Origin of the sequence: Celeribacter baekdonensis B30, assembly GCF_000299875.1 — a bacterium.
Taxonomy (GTDB): domain Bacteria; phylum Pseudomonadota; class Alphaproteobacteria; order Rhodobacterales; family Rhodobacteraceae; genus Celeribacter; species Celeribacter baekdonensis_A.
Genome location: NZ_AMRK01000001.1, coordinates 520,773 through 537,100 on the forward strand (window position 1 = coordinate 520,773; position 16,328 = coordinate 537,100).

The window sequence follows — 16,328 nt, forward strand, 5'->3', positions numbered from 1 at the left end:
CCGGGTAGAAATTGACCCGCCGCCATCCGCACTCTAGGTTGATACAAATTCAGATAATCACGCACATTGGCGCAAGGGGGTCCCATGGCCGGGGATGAAATGATGGACTTGGGTGTGGACAAGTCACTGTTGCTGGTCGATGACGACGAACCGTTTTTGCGTCGCTTGGCGCGGGCCATGGAAAAGCGCGGCTTTGAGGTCGAAATGGCGGGTTCTGTCGCGGCCGGTAAAGCCATTGCGACCGCCCGCCCGCCTGCCTATGCCGTGGTTGATCTTCGGCTTGAGGATGGCAACGGGCTTGATGTCGTTGAGGTGCTGCGGGAAAAACGCCCCGACAGCCGCATCGTGGTCTTGACCGGATATGGCGCGATCGCCACCGCTGTGGCGGCCGTCAAAATCGGTGCCACGGATTATCTGTCAAAGCCGGCTGACGCCAATGACATCGTCAATGCGCTTTTGGCAAATGGCGATGCCTTGCCCCCACCGCCCGAAAACCCGATGTCGGCGGATCGGGTGCGTTGGGAACATATCCAACGCGTCTATGAGCTTTGTGATCGCAACGTGTCCGAGACGGCGCGACGCCTCAATATGCACCGACGCACTTTGCAGCGCATTTTGGCCAAACGCAGCCCGCGCTAACGCGAAAGTACTAAGGCAATAAGACTTGGAAAGACCTGCTTGGGCGGGTCTTTTTTATGGCTTTGATTGTGGCCCCAAGGTCTTGAGCCAATCAATGAACAGCCGGGTCGAGGTCCGTTGCGGGCCTTTGGGTGTGACGGCGAAATAGGAAAAATCGGCGTCAATTTCAAACGGCACATGCAAAAGTGCGCCAGAGGCAAGGTCATCACTCACCGCGATTTCAGAGACAAAGGTTACCCCCAATCCGCGCACGACGGCTTGGACCGCATCGGATTGCCCCTCGATAAAAATTGCCGGCGCTTTGTGGCCATCGACGCCACCCTTTTTCATGTAAGCCAAATCTTGGCCATGAGCCTGCGACCTGATCCAAGGCATTGTCTTTAAAGGAAGATTGTTTACATCCCCACCGTATTTTGTGACCAAAATCGGACTGGCGACAAGGATGAATCTCGTCCTCCAAAGCAATTCAACATCCACGTCGGGCCAGTTGCCCGACCCAGAGCGAATGCCAACATCAAATTGCCGCCGCTTCAGGTCGTCGACCGTGCCGGACGGGGTCAGGGACACCGGGATATTTGGATGCGCATCCCAAAATTGGCCAAGGCGCGGAATGATAAACGCATAGGACAAAGCGGGCGTACAGGTGACCCTTAGCCCACGTGAACGCGGCCCATTGCGCAGGCGCTCGACACCCTGGGCAATCGTCGAAAATCCCTCGCCCAAAGCCTCGGCCAATTGCGCACCCGCTTCAGTCAACGCCATGCCTCGCCCTTCCCGCTGAACAAGGACCACACCAAGTTCTTTCTCAAGCGTGCGCACCTGCTGCGTGACTGCCGCATGGGTCACGTTCAGCGCGCGTCCTGCGGCGGTAAAACTGCCCAGCCGTGCTGTCGCCTCAAAGGCGCGCAGCGTAGAGAGAGACGGAATTTGACGCCAATCGATGTCACTCATGTGTAATCACAGCTTACATGTTCAAAAAATCGTTGAGTCGCGATAGAAGACTATAAGCGATAAATAGGGATCATACCCAAAGATTTGGAGAGATCAAATGTTACAGATTATCGCGCCTGACATCATGCGTCAGCCGGAGGCGACGCCAGAGGTTCAACATCGGCGCGCCCTCATGGAGCGTCAGCATGTTCAGGCCCAAGCTGCGCGTGCAGTTTGGCTCTCGGAGCTACGGATCTGGGCTGGAAAGCTCGGCTTTGTGCCTCGGCTCAAAGCGCGGCCATCAATTCGGCGTGTCGCGCCGTAAAGGCCGTGCGCGCATAGATCGGCGGACGCAGGTGAATCCGCAGATCGCGCACCAAATCCGGGTTCATTTTTCCAAAAATCTTATTGCCTTCTTCAACGGAAAACCCGGCGATTTGTGTCGCTTCGAGCCATGCTGAGACTTTATCCGCCTGTTTGATCTTTTTCTTGATTGCCACGGGGATTTTTGCGGGCAACCCAAATCGAATGTGAATGGCCGCAGTGAGGCGTTCATCCAACTCACCGTAATTCGGCCCAACAGCAGCCTTCACCGGTGAAATCATATCGCCGATGACATATTCGGGCGCGTCATGCAAAAGCGCTGCCAGTTGCCACTTAACTGGCTCCGATGGGTAGAGTTTGCGAAAAATCTCTTCAACCAAGACGGAATGTTCGGCCACGGAATAGGCAAAATCACCGCGTGTTTGTCCGTTCCAGCGCGCCACAAAGGCCAGCCCATGGGCAATATCTTCGATTTCAATATCCATTGGAGTGGGGTCCAAAAGATCAAGTCTCCGACCCGATAACATCCGTTGCCACGCGCGTGGTTGAGCCATGGTTGCCTCATCTGTGTTTGGCCTTTGGTAGCGTCTGAGCAGCACAGTTTCTATGATTTTTCTCGACTTAACCGGAAATCAATGCCTCTGCGTTGTAAGGTGTGCCTCAAGCTGGTAACCAGCGATCAAATTAACCGTATTTATGCAGGAGCCAGAGATGGGCACCGATTACATCGTGAAAGATATCGCGCTCGCCGCTTTTGGGCGCAAAGAGTTGGATATCGCAGAGACCGAAATGCCGGGCTTGATGGCGTTGCGTGAGGAATTTGGCGTAAGCAAACCGCTCAAAGGGTCCCGCATTGTTGGCTCGCTGCACATGACGATCCAGACCGCTGTGTTGATCGAAACGCTCGTGGCACTGGGCGCCGACGTACGCTGGGCTTCGTGCAATATTTTCTCAACACAGGACCACGCGGCGGCGGCCATTGCCGAAGCAGGTGTGCCGGTGTTTGCCATCAAAGGTCAGTCTTTGGTTGAGCATTGGGATTACCTCGACCGCTCGTTCCAATTCCCGGAAGGTCCGAACCTGATTTTGGATGATGGCGGTGACGCAACTCTTTACGTTCTCTTGGGCGCGCGTGTTGAGGCGGGTGAAACCGATCTGATCGAAGTGCCGACCTCTGAGGAAGAAGTCGCAGTTTTCGCCCAAATCAAAAAGCGCATGAAGGAGAGCCCGGGCTGGTTCACCAAAATGCGCGGTCAAATTGTTGGCGTTTCCGAGGAGACCACCACCGGTGTCCATCGTCTTTACGATCTGGTGAAAAAGGGTCAACTCCCCTTCCCCGCGATCAATGTCAATGACTCTGTGACCAAGTCGAAATTTGACAACAAATACGGCTGTAAAGAGAGCCTTGTGGATGGCATCCGCCGCGCGACCGACACGATGATGGCTGGCAAAGTGGCGGTTGTCTGTGGCTATGGCGATGTGGGCAAAGGTTCCGCCGCCTCGCTGCGTGGTGCTGGAGCGCGGGTGAAAGTCACCGAGGTTGATCCGATCTGTGCGCTTCAGGCTGCGATGGACGGGTTTGAGGTTGTTGTGCTTGAGGATGTTGTTGGTGACGCCGACATTTTCATCACCACCACGGGCAACAGAGACGTGATCCGCATCGAACATATGCGGGCGATGAAAGACATGGCGATTGTCGGCAATATCGGCCATTTCGACAATGAAATCCAAGTCGCGGCGCTTAAAAACCACAAATGGACCAACATCAAAGATCAGGTCGACATGATCGAGATGCCATCCGGTGCGCGTCTCATTCTGTTGTCCGAAGGTCGTCTTTTGAACCTTGGCAACGCCACGGGCCACCCGTCCTTTGTGATGTCTGCCTCTTTCACCAACCAAGTGTTGGCGCAGATCGAGCTTTGGACCAATGGTGACAGCTATGAGAACCAAGTCTACATCTTGCCGAAACACCTCGACGAGAAAGTGGCGCGACTGCACCTTGCTCGCATTGGCGTGAAACTCACCGAACTTTCGAAAGATCAGGCGGATTATATTGGCGTGACCGTCGAGGGCCCGTTTAAGCCGGAGCATTACCGCTACTGAGGTCAAGCATAGAACGAGACAGAAACCGCTCATGGGAACATGGGCGGTTTCATTATGAGTTCATTCGCCAAATTTTCCCTTTTTAAAGCACTGTGATCCCACTAGGCTTTGCGCGAGCCTTGTTTGGGTTCCGAGATGAATGACATAACACTTTGAATGGTGGGAGAATAAAATGGGAAAACGTGACGATCTGATCGCCAAATATGCAGAGGATCTGAAATCCAAATGTGGTGTCGAACCTGACATGGATTTGTTGACCAAAGTGACCATCGGTTGTGGGCCTGCGATCTATAAAGAAGATGCGTCCACAGTGGCAGCCTCGCAAGAAGGCGAACTCGAAACGGTCAAAGCCAATTTCCTCATGAAAAAACTAGGCCTCCCAGACAGCCCCGAGCTTATGGATGCGATCAATGTTGTGATCGACACATACGGTCGCTCTGAGCGCAACAAATATCGTGCCGTTTTCTACTACATGCTTGTTAAGCATTTCGGCAAAGAAGCCGTTTATAGCTGATTTCGTTTCGATCTATTGAGAGCCGCCTCGATTGTTCGGGGCGGTTTTGCGTTGGTTGTTTCTCATTCGAGTTAATCGAAGGTTTCAAAATCAGATTCAACCCTAGCTACTTCAGGTTTGCAGTGAATCAGCAAAGCGCCTAGGTTGATTACACGGGCCAGGACGGACCGGACCTTATATCGAACACGTGTGGTGCCTAAGGGAGCACGTGGGGTGGTGGAGGGTCCCGGGGGGTCGGGACCCTCCTTTTTATTGAAATTCAACTTTGAAACGGCGCAAGGTCAGGTCGATCAAAGCGCTACTCCGGATCAGTGTCTCCCAACTCACATATAATCGCCCATTCCGCCTCCGACACGGGTTGAACGGAAAGGCGCGAGTTGTTCACCAAAACCATCTCCGACAGGCGTGGATCGGCTTTACACATGGCAAGGGTCACGGGCGTCTTTAATGGACGCACTGCTTTGATGTCGACGCATTCCCACCGTTCGTCGTCGGTGGTGCTGTCCGGATGCGCAAGTGCACAGACCTCAACAATTCCAACGATTTCTTTTTCCGCCCGCGAGTGGTAGAAAAACCCGCGATCGCCAATCTGCATCGCCCGCATGTTGTTGCGAGCCTGATAATTGCGTACGCCGTTCCATTCCTCGCCAGCGTCACCTTTAGCAACCTGTTGATCCCAAGACCAAACTTCCGCTTCGGATTTAAAAAGCCAATATGCCATCAGCCAATCACCTTGTTCCAAGCTTCAATCCGCACATCCGCAAACAGCCCGGCCTTGGCATAGGGGTCGTTCGCGGCCCATGCGTTAGCAGCGTCAAGATCATCCACTTCGATGATCACAAGTGAGCCGCACATCTTGCCCTCCGAGTCCAAAAATGGCCCGGCCTGTTCAACAACGCCACAGGATTTCAAATAGGCGACGTGATCCGGGCGTGTGTCAGTGCGGATGTGAAGCGAACCGGGTTTGTCGGTGCAAATGACAGCGTATTTCATGGGTTACTCCCTTTTGAGTGGGCGGGAAAGCAACAGCTCTACCGCCTCAGAAATCGAAATGTGACCATCCAAAATCTGCGTGATGGTCGTTGTGATGGGCATGTCCAGGTCCAGGGTACGCGCGAGGTGCATGACGGCTTTGGCAGTGGCCACGCCTTCGACCGTTACATTTGGGTCGACTGTTGCGCCGGTGCCAAGTTTGAAACCATGCGAAAAGTTGCGCGATTTATCAGAGGTGCAGGTCAACACAAGGTCGCCAAACCCCGAAAGCCCCGAAAGCGTCGCAGGATCGGCCCCAACGCGGGCTGCAAGCCTCTGCATTTCGGAAAAGCCACGCGTCATCAGCGCCGCACGCGCGCTTTCGCCAAGCCCGGCTCCCATCGCAAGGCCACATGCTATCGCAATCACATTTTTCAAGGCCCCGCCAAACTCGACCCCCACCGGATCGAGGCTTGAATACAGTCGGATAGTGTCGGTGGTCAGCTCTGATTGCAGCATATCAACCACGTCTTTGTCTCTCGCAGCAAGAGTCAATGCGGTGGGCAGGCCGTCTGCGATGTCGACAGCAAAAGAGGGGCCGGACAGAATGGCCACCCGTGCGTCTGGCATCAAATCTTCAAGAACAGCCAGAGGACCGCGATCCGATTTAAGATCAATCCCCTTACAGCAGGCAACGAGGCTTTTATACTGGATTAGGCTCTTGTTTAGGGCTGCGAAATCCGCCAGCTGTTGCATGGGAACAGCCAAGAGAAGGATGGGTGCTTTGCAGGCCTGGGTAAGATCGGAGGTGGCACTCAAGGATGCAGGAAAAGGTTTTCCCGGCAAGCGGCCAATGTTTTCGCGCGCGGATTGCATGGATCGTGCGGCATCTTCCGAGCGTGCCCAAAGGGTGACAGTCTTACCTGATCGCGCAAGGGAGATGGCCAAAGCCGTCCCAAATGCACCGGCGCCGAGGACAGAAATCTGATCCACGTGCTGCGTCTCCTCACCCAGTCTCATCGGTCGCCCTCCGTTGAGCGTTGTTCAGATGCACTTTGGGAGGTATCACCGAGTGAACCGTCAGACAATCCCGAGACCGATTTTGCCCAGAACCGTCCTGATCACACGCCCCAAAGATGACGCCAATCGATTGGCGCAGGAATTGCGCGCGCTGGAGCCGGGGGTAAATGTTCTGATAGCGCCGGTTCTAGAGATCGTGCCTTGCGCCCCCAAACTCATGGCGGAGCAATATAGCGCGGTTATTTTGACTTCACGCCACGCGGCGCAAGCTACCGCAGAGGCGTTTCCGAAATTGACGGCCTATTGTGTTGGGGATGCGACGGCACAGGCGGTGCGGGCGCTTGGCGTGACGGCTGTGTCCGTTGCAGGGTCGGCGGATGATTTGATCTCGCATCTTGCGGGGAAGTCCCTATCGCGCGCCATCCACCTCCACGGCAAACATACGCGCGGCGATGTGGCGCGCCGATTGACGGCCAGCGGCATAGAGACCCACGAAGCTGTGGTCTACGATCAGCGCGCCCGAACATGGACGTCAGAGGAACGGGACAGCGTGGCGCAGGCGCAATCTCTCGTGGTTCCCCTCTATTCTCCCCGCTCGGCGCAGATTCTGTCGAAACGACTCGAAATCTATATTGGGCCGTTGACCCTTGTTGCCATGTCGCAAGCCTGCATTGATGCTTGGTCAGGGCCTGTTCCTATCTGCTCTGTTGTTGCGCAACGCCCCGACGGTGCGACGATGACGCAGGCCGTTGCATCGCAATTGACCTGATCATCGCTTGAGGCGCAGTGGCTCAGGGTCTAAGTTCCAGAGGTAGTTGTGAAATTGGTTCTGGATTCGAAAGGTTGATCTTTTGGCACGAGACAAAAAAACTCCGCAAAATGATGTGAGCACCGAGGCGGAAACGGTTCAGGATCAAGAGGATGCCTTGGCGGTAGAGGCAGTGCCCTCGGACGTCGGTACATCAACGGAGATGGCTTCTGAAGAGCCAATGGCAGAGGGTGATGCGGCTGATCCAGAAGCTGAGGTTTCTGAAGAGACGCATATCGAAGATCAGGATGATACGTCTAAGACGGATGAGTCGACACGGGGCGAAGACATTCCCAAAGCTGAGCGCGCTGACGCGCGGCCTGCGATCGAAAAGAGTGCGGTCAAACGAGGCGGCCTTGTTCCGACGCTTTTGGGGGGTGTAATTTGTGTGGCATTGGGTTACGCGGGTGCGCAATTTATCAAGCCTGAGGGCTGGCCATTCCCCGGAGCCAATACGGATGAGTTGGCACAGCAGCTCACCGACCTGTCGGCGCAATTGGCGGACCTGAAATCCAGCACACAGGATCAAATCGCGGCGACCCAGTCGGCGCAGGACAGGTTGAAATCCGAAATTGAGGCGCAAATTGCCGCCATTGATCCGGGCCAGGCAATCCAGCCGCTTCAAGATCAATTGTCCAACTTTGAATCGCGTCTGACCGAATTTGAGGCGCGCCCCGTGGCGGAGGCGGTGGTCTCACCGGAGGCGACAGCCGCTTATGAGCGTCAATTGGCCGAAATGCAGGACTTGCTCACCGGCGAGATTGCACGACTTGAAGCCGCCAAAGCACAGTCCGTGGCCGAGCAAAAAGCCGCCACAGCCGCAACACAAAAGGCCCGGTTGCAAAGGCTTGTGGACGCCGGCGATCCTTTTGCCTCTGTTCTTTATGAGCTTGAAGAGGATGCGCCCGCTGCACTTAAAGAGGCTGCGCAGAATGGGATTGCCAGTGTGACGGAGTTGCAGGACACCTATCCAGATGCCGCAAGGGCGGCTCTCATGTCAGCATCGCGCGCGGCCTATGAAGCGGGCGAACAGGGCTGGTTTGACACCGCACTTCAAACGCAACTCGGTCTCAGATCGACGAAGCCAAAAGAAGGCGATGACGCCGACGCGATCCTGTCCCGGGCCGAAGATGCCGTGCGCAAAGGTCAGTTTGCATCAGCAATCACCACGCTTGAGGCTTTGCCTGAGGCAGGTCAGGCGGAGATGCAGCCCTGGATTGAACAGGCGCAAAAACGGGTGGATGTGATGGCTGCTCTCAATGAAATGCTTGGTCAGTAAGGTAGGCGAAACATGCTTTGGTCTCTCGTTAAAATCATTCTTTTCGTCATTCTTGTGGCTGCGCTCGCCTATGGCGGAATGCTTCTCATGGAAACCGAAGGTGGCGCTCAACTGAGCTTTGGGAATTTCGAAATCACCCTCACGCCGCTCAAAGCCGTGCTGGCGCTGATTGTCTTGATCGTTGCGTTTTATGTGGCGCTCAAACTTATCGGGCTGTTGATCGCTGTGGTGAAATTCCTTTTGGGCGATGAAACCGCAATCTCGCGCTATTTCGACCGCAATCGTCAGAAAAAAGGTATTGAAGCGCTGGCGGATGGGATGATGGCGCTGGCCTCAGGCGAGGGTCGCGTGGCACTGACCAAGGTTGCGCGTGCTGAGAAATATTTACAAAAACCCGAACTGACCAACCTGCTCAAAGCGCAGGCTGCGGTGATGACTGGCGACAAAAGGACGGCCGAGCGTGCCTACAAACAATTGGTCGCGGATGACCGCACCCGCTTTATTGGCGTTCAGGGCATCATGAAACAGAAGCTTGAGGATGGTGATACCGCGACCGCGCTGAAGCTCGCGGAAAAAGCCTTTGCCCTCAAACCGAAACATGTTGAGACACAAGACATCTTGCTCCGGCTTCAGGCCGAAAAGGGCGATTGGTCGGCGGCGCGTTCGACCCTGTCGGCCAAGTTGAAACATGGAGCAATCCCGCGCGATGTTCACAAACGTCGCGATGCGGTTTTGGCCCTGTCAGAGGCCAAGGGGGTGTTTGAAAAAGGTGCCACGATTGAAGCGCGCGAAGCCGCGATTGAGGCCAATAAAAAGTCGCCGGATCTCATCCCTGCCGCTGTGATGGCCTGTGAAGAATATGTTGCTGATGACAAGCCGCGTCCGGCTGCCCGCGTCATCAAAAAAGCATGGGAGGCGCAACCGCATCCGGATCTGGCCGCCGCCTTTGCGGCGATTGTGCCGGATGAAACCCCGGAGCAACGGATCAAACGCTTTGCGGTGCTGACCAAAATCCACCCGGAAGATCCAGAGACTAAAATGCTGCTCGCAGAGCTTAACATTGCTGCCGAAGATTTTCCGGCGGCGCGCCGCGCGCTGGGCGATCTGGCGGAGATCAACCCAACCGCGCGCAGTCTGACAATTTTGGCGGCGATCGAACGCGGCGAGGGTGCGGATGACGTGGTTGTCCGCGGCTGGCTGACCCGAGCGCTGACAGCGCCGCGTGGGCCACAATGGGTCTGTGACAATTGCCAAACGATCCATTCGGAATGGGGCCCGGTTTGCGAGCATTGCGGCGGATTTGACACGCTGAGTTGGCGTAAACCGATGCGTTCCGAGGTCGCGATGCCACAAGGAACCGAAATGTTGCCGATGATTGTCGGCGCATTGCCGGAGCCAAAAGTGGATTTTGTCGATCCGATTGAAGAGGAGTCACAGGACGCGCCGAAAGGTATGGTAGATGTGACCCCGGTTGAAGAAGATGAAAACCCCAAGGTCGAAAATTAGGGCTACACACCTTTGAAAGAGGGTGATAAAGACCCGTTCACGTCACGCGCGATTGCGCCTGACAGAGAAGAGTGCCGCTGTAGCTCAGCTGGTAGAGCACGTCATTCGTAATGATGGGGTCGTAGGTTCGAGTCCTATCAGCGGCACCACTTTTCTACTCGCTGCCGGGAATTTCCCATGCAGAAAAGCCTCCCCGAAGGGAGGCTTTATTACTTTTAGATTGACCAAAATTAACTGCGCGGACGTTCCTTTTTAGGATCGTAATGCGGGAAGGCCGTGACCTTGGCGCTGTAGCGTTTCAAATGACCGTCCAATTGGCCAACTTCGACCTCTGTACCCGGCTCAGAATGCGCAACATCGACCCGTGCCAAGGCGATGACTTGACCGGTGCGTGGGGATCGCATCGCGGAACAGACCTCTCCCACTTGTGCGCGCCCAATGCGGATGCAATCGCCATGGGCAACGTGGTTTTGACCTTCAATCTCAAGCCCGACAAATTTGCGGGCGGGATGCTCTTTGCGCCGCAAAAGCGCATCTCGACCAACGAAATCTACAGTCTTTGATTTGAGCGGAACGGTGAAGCCAATCCCGGATTCAAACGGATCAGTCTGATCGGAGAAATCGTAGCCTGCAAACACAAGCCCCGCCTCAATCCGCACAAGGTCAAGCCCGGCAAGTCCCATCGGACGTATCCCGTAGGCCTGACCTGCTTCCCAAACGGCCTTGAACACCGCGTCGCCGTCTTTGGGGTGGCAAAAGATTTCATAGCCCAGCTCACCCGTGTAGCCCGTCCGAGACACCACGACAGGCACGCCCTCATGATCGCCAATCCGGCCCACGGTAAAGCGGAACCAGTCGAGATCGGAGATCGGCGTTTGATGCGGGGCGGTCCAGATGATTTCTTTCATCAGATCGCGGGATTTTGGACCTTGGACAGCGAGGTTGTGCATCTGGTCGGTGGAGGTGCGGATCATCACATTTAGATCGAGCTTTTCGGCCTGTTCCCGCATCCAAACGCCACCTTCGTCCGAGCCACCAATCCAACGGAAATTCGTCGGACCAAGGCGGAAAAGCGTGCCATCGTCAATCATGCCACCATGCTCATAACACATGGCCGAATAGACCACCTGACCGACTCCGAGCTTTTCGACATTGCGGGTCAGAACCCAGTTCATCAGTGCTTCGGCATCCGGGCCGGTGACCTCAAATTTGCGCAGGGCAGAGAGGTCCATGACCACAACATCGTCACGGCAGGCCCAATAGCCCTCGATCGTGTCGGTTTGACGGAACGAATTTGGCAGCCAAAAGCCACGATACTCGACGAAATCACTCGTCAGCGTGGCAAAGTTATGATGAAAGGCGCTTTCACGGGTCATGACAGGGTCCTCGTCTGGAGTGGCGCGCCAAGCCACGGAGCGGCTGAACCGCTCCTGGGCGGCATAGGTGCGCACATGAATGTCGGTCAAATTCCAGCCATTGGCCGGGGAGGTGTCATCGGGGCAGGCGGAAGACACACAGATCAGATCGGTGAGCGCGCGCAACAACACGTAATCGCCCGGACGCGACCACGGTTCGTCAGCCAACAGAACGCCATGTTCATCGACATGGGTGTTGAAGAAAAAATTCGCCGCCATCCATCCCTTGCGGCCAGGAATGTCATAGGCCGAAAGCGCGCCATTGAAATTGTCGGAACAATTGGCGTGACCGGGATAGCCGATGTCATCGTAGTATTTGGATGAACAGGCCATGGCGAAAGCGTCGTGCCGACCGCAGGTGTCCTGCACCACTTCGATGAGGGGTGTCATGTCCTGATCGAAATATTTTCCATGCAGTCCGGGCATCGGGTAGGCGTGGTTGAGGATGGTGCGCGTGGTGGTGACATCAAGGGGAAGGTAGTCGCCACGATCCGCTTTGCGCGCGTCGAAACATTGGAAATCAGTACATTGGCGACCATCGACATCAAGGATCTGGATGAACTCGCCTTTGCGTACAAAATAGGCCTGAGCCGTGGCGGATTTGACCCGCAGGTCTTGAACGGGATCGGCCAAAGGATCGGGCAGGGCGAATTGACCGGGTTGGCGCGATTTGGCACGGGTTAGGGTCACACGCAGCGGTGTTGTGGTGTCTTGCGTTTCGAAATCCATCACATCGCCGGGGGCGGCAATGATGGCCCAGCCTGAACCCTGCGCCGTAAAGGTGGCACTGTCTTTCGCGGGGCTTTCTGCGCCAAAAAGACCGACGGCACTTGCGCCCGGCAGATCAATATTACGCTGGATTAGACCCTTTTTAAGCCGATCAAAGCCCGACAGAGGTGATAGCAGCATCGCGCGCAGGCCTGAGGCGGACGTGTTTGCGGCTGCGCCCAAAAGGCCACAATCCAAGCGCCCATTGGGATGCGCGCTCAGAAGTTCGCAACGCTGGCCACCTTCGATATTCTCAATCGTGATCTGATCGCCTTGGGCGAGTTCGACCATGACCGCGCCAGAACCGGGAACGGTCACGCGCTCTTCGTTGGATTGAAGCCCATAGGCCGCCGTGCGGCGTGGGCGCGAGGCGGAGGGCGGTCCGGGGCGCAACAGGGTTGCGGGAATGTGCGTTTGCATTTTTTGTCCTTGTAAAAAGGAGAGAGACGGGCCCCGCGAAAGGCCCGTCCATTGCGTCACATGTTAGATCAGTTTTGAAGATAGGCTTCCATGGAATCGTCCAGCGCATCTTTCCACGGGGTATGGTGCGCGGGTGCCATGGTTCCGGTGATCACCGATTTATAGCTGTGATTGCGAAAGCCCATAATGTCCTCGACCTTATGGTGCTTCCATTCAAAGAAAGCCTCGCAAGCCCCATCCACATCGAAGGATGGATAGTCGGTGTCGGCGATCAGTTCTTTGACGTAATCGCCCTGATAGACGATCGCGTATTTCACATCATCCTGACGTTCTTCGCGCTCAACGCGTTCTGCAACATCGGCCAAAAGCACCTCTTTGTCAGAGGGCACCTCGATGCGGCCCATGATGATGTCCCGCACATACCAAGCCTGCGCATCGAACATGTTAAAGGTGAACCACTGATCCTGCATCCCCAGATAGAACATCTTTGGATTGTGGACATAGGCGACGCCTTTATAGAGGTCGGCCGTGGCCAAACGGTTGGCCGTTTTCAGGCGCAGATCGTCAGGCAGGAATGGGAAGTAGTGACGATAGCCAGTGCAAAGAATGATCGCATCGACATCCTTGGTGGAGCCATCTTTGAAAAAGGCGGTTTTGCCGTCGACTTTCACCAGCGCAGGTTTTTCTTCCCAATTGTCCGGCCAGTCAAACCCCATGGGTGCGGACCGATAGGAAGTTGTGATCGACTTGGCGCCGTATTTCCAACATTGTGATCCGATGTCTTCCGCCGAATAAGACGCGCCCACCAAAAGCACATCTTTGCCCGCAAATTCGCGCGCGTCGCGGAAATCATGAGCGTGGACGATGCGGCCATTAAATGTCTCGAACCCAGGGTATTCGGGCACATTTGGCGAAGAGAAGTGACCTGAGGCAACGATCACATGATCAAACACCTCTTTGTACATCCGGTCCTCTACCATGTCATGGGCGGTGATGGTAAATTTGCCTGTGTCCTCATCGTAGTCGACCCAGCGGATTACGGTAGAGAACCGAATCCAATCACGCACTCCGGCCTTTTTCACCCGACCTTCGATATAATCAACCATGACGGCGCGCGGCGGATAGGAGGCGATTTGTTTGCCGAAATGTTCCTCAAAGGAATAGTCGGCAAATTCCAAACCTTCTTTCGGACCGTTGGTCCACAGATAGCGGTACATCGAGCAGTGCACAGGTTCGCCATTTTCATCGACGCCGGTGCGCCATGTGTAGTTCCACAACCCACCCCAATCGGATTGTTTTTCAAAACAGACAACGTTGGGAATCTCTGCGCCTTTTTGCGCGGCGGATTGAAAGGCGCGGAGCTGTGCGAGACCGGAGGGACCTGCTCCGATAATTGCGACACGTTTGGTCATGAGTGTCTCCCTTGGACATTAGAATTCATTGGATTGAACCGAATTCATTAATTGGTTCAATCGGTATGAACCAAATGAGGACCAACTTTTTTCGTGGTCAATGAATTTTCTTTGTGGGAATATATTTGCAGGGGCCATTTGGCCCTGATGATCACAAAATTAGGCCAATGATGAAAATATGAGCATCTCCTCCCTCTCTCAGCGCCTGCTTGTGACAGGGTCCTTGCCGAAACTCGGTGGGCAAACCCGCGCGCCCATTCGGATTGGCTTTTTGATTCCCATGTCCGGGGATGAACAGGCTTGGGGGCTGCCGGGTTATGAGGGCTGCAAGATCTGGGTGGACTGGATCAACACTCATGGCGGGCTCATGGTGGGCGGTCGCAGGCACAAGATCGAAATGCGTGTGCATGATAGTGCAATTGGTCCAGACCAAACTTTGGCCGCGGCCCGCGATATGGTTGAAAAAGATCAGATCCCGCTGATCGTCACGCTCGGCGGAAATGATGTGGCACAGGCGATTGATTACCTGATGTCGCGAAAAGTACTTGTCGCGACCCTATTGCCCAGCGATCTGTCGCCGGACCGGCCTTATTTGATCGCACCGGCTGAGGTGCATCCCCTGTACAATGTCGCGGGTATTGAGTGGTTGGTGCGCACCCAACCTCAGGCCACGCGCGTCGCATTATGTAGCCAAACTGATTTGATGGGCTTGCCCTCACTCGCGGTCTATCGCGCCGGGTTTGAGGCGGCAAAGCGAGAAATCGTCAAAGACATTCAATACAGCGCAGACACCAAAGACGCACTTGGCATTGTCAAAGCCATGATGGCCGAAGCCCCCGATATTCTCTGTTGGTGTTCTTCGCCGCCGCCCATGGTCAAGGCTCTGACCGAAGCCGCCTACAAACTTGGCTTTGAGGGCCATATCCTGTCCTGTACCGGCGACAACTATAACAGGTTGATTGCGCGCACGTCGGCTGCGTTCATGGAGCGTTTTGTCTTTCAGTTCCCGGATTTTGATGACCCAAAACTGGCGGATAACGCGTTTTTCTTTCGTCAACCCAAAGCCTTCTTTGACACCTATTGCAGTCGCTTCCCTGGCGCATGGGGTGCGGTGAGTTGGGAATATGCGTCGATCTTGGATCTGTGGCACAATGCGGTTGAGCTCGCGGATTCGACCAATTCCGTGTCGGTATTGGCGGCGATGAAGCGGGGGCGCCGGATGTCACATGTCTTTGGTCCAGCCCGATGGTGGGGCGATGAGATTTTTGGGATTGATAATGCCTTGGTCGGAGATTGGCCGGTGGTTACAATCCGCAATGGCAAGGCCCGGATTGAAGACTTCGTGTCCGTTTTGGACTGGCTGGAACACAATGGACCACGTTTAAAACGGCATATGGAAGAGCTTGGGCAATTGTGGGATCAACGACTTGCCCCAGATCGCAGTGCCAATGCCACGTCACAGTAAACAGGGCACAAATAGAAGACCAGTTTCGAGACAGGATGCCGAATGACAAAATCACAAACCACCCTCCAACAAAATCCCCATGCTGTTCGTGAGGCGCGCGAAAAGAACCTTGAAGTGGCGATTGGACGTCAGGTGCGCGAGTTGCGCAAGCGTCAGCGCATGACGGGCGCGGATCTTGCGGGGCAGGCGGGTCTGTCGGTTGGGATGCTGTCCAAAATCGAAAACGGTGTGATTTCACCCTCTCTGAACACGATTCAAACCCTCGCCAATGCGCTGCGCGTGCCACTGGTTCAACTGTTTTCCGGCTTTGAAGAAGAGCGCGGTTGTATGCATGTGAAAGCGGGCGAGGGTGTTGAAATCGAACGCGCGGGGACACGCGCGGGGCACCAATACAACCTGTTGGGGCATATTGGGTCGAACAACTCCGGCGTTGTCGTTGAACCCTATCTCATTACCTTGGACAACGAGAGCGACCGTTTTCCGGCCTTCCAGCATGAGGGCATCGAGTTGCTCTATATTCTTGAAGGTGTGATCGACTATCGACATGGCGATAAACGGTACATCTTGGAACCGGGTGACTCGCTATTGTTTGATGCAGATTCGCCGCATGGGCCAGAGGCGCTGATTGAGCTTCCCGCGCGCTATCTTTCGGTCATCACCTACCCCCAACAAAAATGATGCGTTCTAAGGAAGTCTGTTTTTTGTGCGATGGCTGCTGCCCACGCCCTATTTCGCGACATTTCCGGGCGATTA

At 55.2% G+C, this 16,328-nt stretch carries 15 protein-coding genes and 1 tRNA gene; 9 read left to right on the plus strand and 7 right to left on the minus strand.

Going from position 1 to position 16,328, the window contains the following annotated elements:
* Nucleotides 1-84: 84 nt before the first annotated feature.
* On the plus strand, nucleotides 85-639 hold the full coding sequence (locus tag B30_RS02460; protein ID WP_009570418.1) for an ActR/PrrA/RegA family redox response regulator transcription factor: 555 nt from the start codon (nucleotides 85-87) through the stop codon (nucleotides 637-639).
* Nucleotides 640-693: 54 nt separating this feature from the next.
* Here the strand turns inward: B30_RS02460 and B30_RS02465 are convergent, their stop codons facing one another.
* The gene (locus B30_RS02465; protein ID WP_009570419.1) at nucleotides 694-1,590 is read right to left on the minus strand and encodes a LysR family transcriptional regulator; all 897 of its coding nucleotides are present in this window, start codon (nucleotides 1,588-1,590) and stop codon (nucleotides 694-696) included.
* 266 nt (nucleotides 1,591-1,856) lie between these two features.
* Nucleotides 1,857-2,447 carry an HD domain-containing protein gene (locus tag B30_RS02470; RefSeq protein WP_040401737.1) on the minus strand — a complete coding sequence of 197 codons (591 nt, stop codon included), beginning with the start codon at nucleotides 2,445-2,447 and terminating at the stop codon, nucleotides 1,857-1,859.
* Nucleotides 2,448-2,604: 157 nt separating this feature from the next.
* Here B30_RS02470 and ahcY point away from each other — a divergent pair, with 157 nt between their 5' ends.
* Nucleotides 2,605-3,996, plus strand: coding sequence for an adenosylhomocysteinase (gene ahcY, locus B30_RS02475; protein ID WP_009570421.1), 1,392 nt, complete (start codon nucleotides 2,605-2,607; stop codon nucleotides 3,994-3,996).
* A gap of 172 nt (nucleotides 3,997-4,168) precedes the next feature.
* Nucleotides 4,169-4,510 carry a DUF2853 family protein gene (locus B30_RS02480; protein ID WP_009570422.1) on the plus strand — a complete coding sequence of 114 codons (342 nt, stop codon included), beginning with the start codon at nucleotides 4,169-4,171 and terminating at the stop codon, nucleotides 4,508-4,510.
* A gap of 298 nt (nucleotides 4,511-4,808) precedes the next feature.
* Here the strand turns inward: B30_RS02480 and B30_RS02485 are convergent, their stop codons facing one another.
* The 3 genes from B30_RS02485 to B30_RS02495 are packed head-to-tail and all read right to left on the minus strand — an operon-like array spanning nucleotide 4,809 to nucleotide 6,502.
* Nucleotides 4,809-5,231 carry an EVE domain-containing protein gene (locus tag B30_RS02485; protein WP_009570423.1) on the minus strand — a complete coding sequence of 141 codons (423 nt, stop codon included), beginning with the start codon at nucleotides 5,229-5,231 and terminating at the stop codon, nucleotides 4,809-4,811.
* Complete coding sequence (locus B30_RS02490) at nucleotides 5,231-5,503, minus strand: YciI family protein (RefSeq protein WP_009570424.1); 273 nt, start codon at nucleotides 5,501-5,503, stop codon at nucleotides 5,231-5,233. Before B30_RS02490 ends, B30_RS02485 begins: the two co-directional genes overlap by 1 nt.
* Before the next feature lie 3 nt (nucleotides 5,504-5,506).
* Nucleotides 5,507-6,502 carry an NAD(P)H-dependent glycerol-3-phosphate dehydrogenase gene (locus B30_RS02495; protein ID WP_051130573.1) on the minus strand — a complete coding sequence of 332 codons (996 nt, stop codon included), beginning with the start codon at nucleotides 6,500-6,502 and terminating at the stop codon, nucleotides 5,507-5,509.
* 52 nt (nucleotides 6,503-6,554) lie between these two features.
* Between B30_RS02495 and B30_RS02500 the strand changes: the two genes are divergently transcribed.
* The 4 genes from B30_RS02500 to B30_RS02515 all read left to right on the plus strand — a co-directional run bounded on the left by B30_RS02500 (nucleotide 6,555) and on the right by B30_RS02515 (nucleotide 10,244).
* The gene (locus B30_RS02500; RefSeq protein ID WP_009570426.1) at nucleotides 6,555-7,271 is read left to right on the plus strand and encodes a uroporphyrinogen-III synthase; all 717 of its coding nucleotides are present in this window, start codon (nucleotides 6,555-6,557) and stop codon (nucleotides 7,269-7,271) included.
* An 82-nt stretch (nucleotides 7,272-7,353) separates the two neighbouring features.
* Nucleotides 7,354-8,589, plus strand: a complete 1,236-nt coding sequence (locus B30_RS02505) for a COG4223 family protein (protein WP_009570427.1) — start codon at nucleotides 7,354-7,356, stop codon at nucleotides 8,587-8,589.
* A 12-nt stretch (nucleotides 8,590-8,601) separates the two neighbouring features.
* The gene (locus B30_RS02510; RefSeq protein WP_009570428.1) at nucleotides 8,602-10,095 is read left to right on the plus strand and encodes a heme biosynthesis protein HemY; all 1,494 of its coding nucleotides are present in this window, start codon (nucleotides 8,602-8,604) and stop codon (nucleotides 10,093-10,095) included.
* 73 nt (nucleotides 10,096-10,168) lie between these two features.
* Nucleotides 10,169-10,244 (plus strand) — tRNA-Thr (locus tag B30_RS02515).
* An 81-nt stretch (nucleotides 10,245-10,325) separates the two neighbouring features.
* On the opposite strand, the gene B30_RS02520 is transcribed toward B30_RS02515, so the two are convergent.
* On the minus strand, nucleotides 10,326-12,698 hold the full coding sequence (locus B30_RS02520) for a DUF1989 domain-containing protein (RefSeq protein ID WP_009570429.1): 2,373 nt from the start codon (nucleotides 12,696-12,698) through the stop codon (nucleotides 10,326-10,328).
* A gap of 68 nt (nucleotides 12,699-12,766) precedes the next feature.
* Nucleotides 12,767-14,110 (minus strand): NAD(P)-binding domain-containing protein, encoded by a 1,344-nt coding sequence (locus B30_RS02525; RefSeq protein WP_009570430.1) that lies wholly within the window; start codon nucleotides 14,108-14,110, stop codon nucleotides 12,767-12,769.
* A gap of 178 nt (nucleotides 14,111-14,288) precedes the next feature.
* On the opposite strand from B30_RS02525, the gene B30_RS02530 reads away from it, so the two are divergent.
* Complete coding sequence (locus B30_RS02530; RefSeq protein WP_009570431.1) at nucleotides 14,289-15,575, plus strand: ABC transporter substrate-binding protein; 1,287 nt, start codon at nucleotides 14,289-14,291, stop codon at nucleotides 15,573-15,575.
* Nucleotides 15,576-15,617: 42 nt separating this feature from the next.
* Entirely contained in the window at nucleotides 15,618-16,253 is a 636-nt protein-coding gene (locus tag B30_RS02535; protein ID WP_009570432.1) for a helix-turn-helix domain-containing protein, read from the plus strand.
* Nucleotides 16,254-16,328 lie beyond the last annotated feature (75 nt).